This is a genomic window from Sulfuricurvum sp. (assembly GCF_049305995.1).
In the GTDB taxonomy this organism is placed as follows: Bacteria; Campylobacterota; Campylobacteria; order Campylobacterales; family Sulfurimonadaceae; genus Sulfuricurvum.
On record NZ_JBAQPS010000400.1, the window covers coordinates 1 to 5,200 of the forward strand.

Below are 5,200 nucleotides of genomic sequence, written 5' to 3' on the forward strand. Positions count from 1 at the left end.
AGCTTACATTAAAATTACACTGTAGTGAAACCAATAGATGAATTTAGAAATCGAAATATCAGAAGCAGAAATAGAAGCTTTTTATCGTCGTATTGGTTTCAATGTCAAAAAATTGAGGCAGGAAAAAGGGCTGAGTCAATTACAATTGGCTCTTGCTATCGGTCAAAAATCAGTTTCCACTGTCGCAAAAGCCGAAATTGGGGTTGAAAGCAAACATTTCAATCTTGAGCACTTGTATAAAATTGCTAAAGTATTAGAAATTGATCCGTGTGATTTTATTCAAGAAGAAAATAAAGCATAAAACTGGATTTTCGTTCGTGGTGAGCTTGTCGAACCATGAATTTATCTACCCTTCGACAAGCTCAGGGCGAACGAGAAACGAGAATACTAGATTCTCAATCAGATCGGGAATGACGGGAAAAAAGTCTAACTAATGAGCATCAATCCATCAATGTATTTAAAATCTTTGCGATTATAAGTCATAAGAGGAAGTTTATTCACCAGCACACTTGCTGCAATGAGTGCATCAGGAATATCCAAATGATGGCTTTTAGCGTATTTTTCAATTAAAAGAATGGCTTGACTCGAAATATCAGCATTAATTTCAATTACTTCAAATAGTTCGATAAACTTTTTAAGCTTCGATAGCTCAGTTTTGTCTCGTGCACCGAAATAAAGTTCCATAACGGTGATAGCACTGATACAAAGTCCTCCGTTCAAACCCTCAACTGCTCGTAACGTCTGAGTATTATTTTTTAAAATTTCGATGAGGATGTTCGTATCGAGAACTATTTGCGCCATGCTTTTTCTCTCAGGGTTTGTTGGTCTATATCATCACGCCCCTCCCACATTCCAGCAAAGTTACTGAGGGATTGCTTTTTCTCTTTCGATGCAAGTGCTTCAATCACCGCTTTGTATTTAATATCGACAAAATACCCTTTGACAATATCCCGTTTTTTATCGACAATCTCAACAATATCAAAATTATCCAAATGATGCAACTCACGTTGTACCTGAGAAATAGAGAGCGTTTTCATATTTTATCCTTCATATATGAAAATGATTATAGATCATAATCGGCAATATGTCAAATTTGTGTTTTACACATCCCCTCTATTTCCTCCACTCTCTTGGCAATCATCGCCGAGAGGTTCTCATACCCCACTTCGGTAACGAGGATATTATCCTCGATGCGGATACCGATACCGCGAAACGCTTGCGGAACAGACTCATCATCGGCGCGGAAGTACAACCCCGGCTCAATCGTCATCACCATCCCCGCCATAAACGCTAACGACTCACCCTCTTCGTCCACATACGGGCACGGATCATGCACATCCAGCCCCATCCAATGCCCTATCCCGTGCGGAGCATATTTTTTGTGTTCTTTCGTTTCTATCAATACACTTCGTTCACCGTTCAAAACCCCCAGTTTTATCAAGGCGTCACATAACAGCTCTTCACTGTACGTTTGGAGCCAATCGCGTTTGACACCCACTCGTATCGCTTCGATGACACGGAGCTGAACATCAAGAACGGCATTGTAAACTTCTTGCTGTGGATCGCTGAATTTGCCGTTAATCGGAAAGGTGCGGGTAATATCGCTCGCATAAAGTTCCCATTCACACGCGGCATCGATGAGGACTAAATCACCCTCGCGAAGTTCGTCACGATTGTCGACATAATGGAGGGTGTTGGCATTATTTCCCCCTGCGACGATAGCACCGTAGGCTTCGCTCATGGCACCGTTGTTTAAAAAAACATAGTTCATATGCGCCTGAAGTTGATATTCTCTCATCCCTGCACGGCACATTTGCATTGCACTATGGTGAGCTTTGGCGGTAATAGCAATCGCTTTTTTTATCGTCTCGATCTCTTCGGGTGACTTTATAAGTCGTAAGGTTCGGATAAGATAGGTGACGTCACGGATGGAGCGGATATGGCGTTTAACACCGCGTGTAGAGTGAAGTGATTGTGCGGCAGCTTTCGCTTCGACAACTCTCGCTGAATCGTTGTAGAGATCGACATAGAGATTGATATGCTCCCGTAAAATCTCTTTGATCATTCCATCGTATTGGGCAATATCGTGTGTTTCATCGACGCTAAAGCGTTCTCGTGCACCCTCAACGCCAAGTCGCGCCCCGTTCCAAAGAGCGTGCTCGGCATTATGAGCTTCGACAAATAGGATTGTTTTCGAGGCATTGGGAGTTTTGATCAAAACCAATACCGAGTTATCTTCGTTAAATCCGCATAAATAATAAAAATCGCTGTTTTGTCGGTAAGGATATTCGGTGTCATTAGAGCGGCTTTGGGTAGGTGCGGAGGTGATAATCGCCACACCCTCCTCCATCATAGTGAGGAGTTTGGAGCGGCGGTTTACAAAGTGTGTTTCATTCATGGCGATATTGTGCCATAAAATTGAAAAAGAATCAGAAACTTTTTCTCGTCATTCCCGATCCGATCGGGAATCCAGCTATCTTTTTTAAGATGGTTCCTCGGGTCAAGCTCGAGGATGACGAAAGATTAGAAATTTCTCTCCAATAATTTATGCACTTTTAGAATTGTAATGATGCGATCCGATTGTTTTCCAACTCCAGCAAGCATACTCTCTTCTTCAGAAATTGTATCAGGAGCAGGACCCACATCTCGCTTCGCTAAACGGATCGCTTCAGTGAGGCGATCAATCACAAATCCGGCAACATCATCTCCATTTTTCATAACGATAAAACGAGTTTCTTCGGTATGTTTTATCATTGTCAATCCAAAACGTGAACGTAAATCAATCAATGGAATCACCGAACCGCGAAGATTGAAAACCCCTAAAATATAAGCAGGAGTTTGTGGAACACGAGTCCAAGAAATTGGTTTAATGATCTCTTGAATGCTTAAAATGGGTACCGAAAACTCTTCATCACCGACTATAAAACCGACAAGTTGAATTACTTCATCGATTTTAACATCATCCCCTGAGAGGGATTTTTGCTGTTTATTGATAATTTGTTGAAGTTTTTCACTCATGTTATAACCCCTCGTTGAATTTGATATTACGCTTTACAACATTCATCAGATATTCCGGTGAATACGGCTTAGTAATGTATTCTACCATTCCTGATTCCACACCACGCATACGATCTGCTTTTCCGGTACGAGACGTTACCGCTATCAGTGGAAGGTTTTTATATTTACTATACTTTTTAATCTCAGAGGCTACGGTATAACCATCCATTCTAGGCATCTCAATATCTACTAACATAGCATCAAACACATGATCACCTTGCTTTAAAATATTAAGTGCTTCCAAACCATCCGTTGCTTCTATCAGTGTAATACCCATTGGTTCTAGTGCTTTGCGCATAATAGTACGATCTGTTTTTGAGTCATCAACAATCATTACTTTGTAATCACTCGATTTATTTTTTGCACCAGAACGTCCTTTGGCTTCAGCACTCTCTTGACCTACAGTCGATTTCACCGATTTTGCCATCTGCATCAATGCCGCAACATCAACAATCAAGGTTACACCGCCATCTCCGCGAATGGTTGCCCCTGCGATCCCTTCGATCCCTTTGAGATATTCACCGAGGGATTTAATAACGATCTCTTCTTGCCCGACGAGTGAATCGACGATAAGTCCGATTTTACTCTCCGCAAGACCGAGAACGACGACATACGCGTGTTCGCTGTTGTCAAATACACGCTCGACTTCGAAGATATCCCCGATGTGTACCAAAGAGAGGACTTCATCACGAAGACGCATAACGGAGCGGCTTTCAACGGTATAAATCTCGTCTTTACTGATACGTACCGTCTCAAGAACTGAAGCGAGAGGGATCGCATAATACTCTTCTTGTACCCCAACCAACAACGCTTGGATAATTGCCAAGGTAAGTGGGATTTTGAGTTTCATCGACGTACCCTTGCCTACTTCGGAGTCGATGTCGATCATACCGTTGAGCTTTTCGATATTGGTTTTCACGACATCCATACCAACACCGCGTCCCGAAACACTCGTTACTTGTGCAGCCGTTGAAAAACCTGGACGAAATATGAGACCAAATGCCTCTTTTTCTGTCATGGTATCAGCTTCTTTTTCAGTAACAATCCCTTTTTCAATCGATTTTTGCTTGAGCATATCTGCATCGAGACCTTTACCATCATCGATGATTTGAATAACGATATGATTTCCCTCATGGTACGCTTTGAGGTGAATAGTTCCGCTCTCTTCTTTACCTGAAGCCAAACGAACTTCCGGTGTTTCAATACCATGATCGCATGAATTACGGATGATATGAACCAGCGGATCACCAATCTCTTCAACGATCGATTTATCGAGTTCCGTCTCTTCTCCTGTAATCTCTAGCTCAATTTTTTTGTTGAGCTCTCGTGAAAGGTCACGGATCATACGAGGGAATTTGTTAAATACTTTTCCAATCGGAAGCATACGGGTTTTCATAACGGCAATTTGCAAATCGGTCGTTACCAATGAAACAATGGAAACAACTTGGTTTAGTTCTTCAAGGAAGGCTTCCCCTTCGTACCGCTCTTCAACGTCATCATTAATTTTAATGAGGCGGTTTTTCCCGAGAACGAGTTCTCCGATCAGATTCATCAAATGATCCAATCGTTTAACATCAACACGTATCGTTTGCTCAACCGCCGCCCCACCACGAGCTTCCCCATCTTCTTTTGGTTCACTTCGTCGTGGAGCAGGTGCTACTACGGCTGTAGGTTTAGGCACAGATTGAACAGTAGGAGCTTGAACCGGAGTCACGATGCTTTCAGCTTTTGCTTTTTCCGATTCCAAACTTTTTTGATCCCGTTTTTCAGCATCTTGAGCTTGACGTTCTGCAAGAAGTCGCTCTATTTCGGATTCGACTTCATCATCACTCATTCCGTCATAATTTGGCTCCGTATCGCTAGAAGCTTTGATTTTTTGTCCGCGTTTAGCTGCATCTTCTGCCTGACGTGCTGCGATGAGGCGTTCAATCTCTGCTTCCACTTCTGCTTCACTCATTTCTGAATAATCACCTTCTTCCTGCGAAGTCGTTTCAACAATCGGCTCAGCTTCAGAGAATACTGGAACCATTGCAGGAGCTTCACTCAAAGGCATACCGTTTGCTACTGCATCTAAACGTTCTACACAAGAACCTACTTCCAATCCACTATCTTGTCCACTGTCACGAATACGACATAATAAGGC

Annotated in this window: 6 protein-coding genes; 1 reads left to right on the forward strand and 5 read right to left on the reverse strand. The window is 42.4% G+C overall.

Annotation, left to right across the window (positions count from 1 at the left end; all coding sequences use genetic code 11):
• Window positions 1–37: 37 nt before the first annotated feature.
• Window positions 38–301, forward strand: coding sequence for a helix-turn-helix domain-containing protein (locus WA010_RS13430; RefSeq protein WP_422557624.1), 264 nt, complete (start codon window positions 38–40; stop codon window positions 299–301).
• Between the two features lie 125 nt (window positions 302–426).
• Here the strand turns inward: WA010_RS13430 and WA010_RS13435 are convergent, their stop codons facing one another.
• The 5 genes from WA010_RS13435 to WA010_RS13455 form a co-directional block, all read right to left on the reverse strand.
• A complete protein-coding gene (locus tag WA010_RS13435; protein ID WP_422557625.1) occupies window positions 427–801 on the reverse strand; it encodes a type II toxin-antitoxin system VapC family toxin in 375 nt (124 codons plus the stop codon).
• Entirely contained in the window at window positions 789–1,037 is a 249-nt protein-coding gene (locus WA010_RS13440) for a hypothetical protein (RefSeq protein ID WP_422557626.1), read from the reverse strand. Before WA010_RS13440 ends, WA010_RS13435 begins: the two co-directional genes overlap by 13 nt.
• 50 nt (window positions 1,038–1,087) lie before the next feature.
• Entirely contained in the window at window positions 1,088–2,398 is a 1,311-nt protein-coding gene (locus WA010_RS13445) for an aminopeptidase P N-terminal domain-containing protein (RefSeq protein WP_422557627.1), read from the reverse strand.
• A gap of 125 nt (window positions 2,399–2,523) precedes the next feature.
• Window positions 2,524–3,018 carry a chemotaxis protein CheW gene (locus tag WA010_RS13450; RefSeq protein WP_422557628.1) on the reverse strand — a complete coding sequence of 165 codons (495 nt, stop codon included), beginning with the start codon at window positions 3,016–3,018 and terminating at the stop codon, window positions 2,524–2,526.
• A 1-nt stretch (window position 3,019) separates the two neighbouring features.
• The coding region (locus WA010_RS13455) for a chemotaxis protein CheW (protein ID WP_422557629.1) at window positions 3,020–5,200 on the reverse strand (2,181 nt) is incomplete at its 5' end.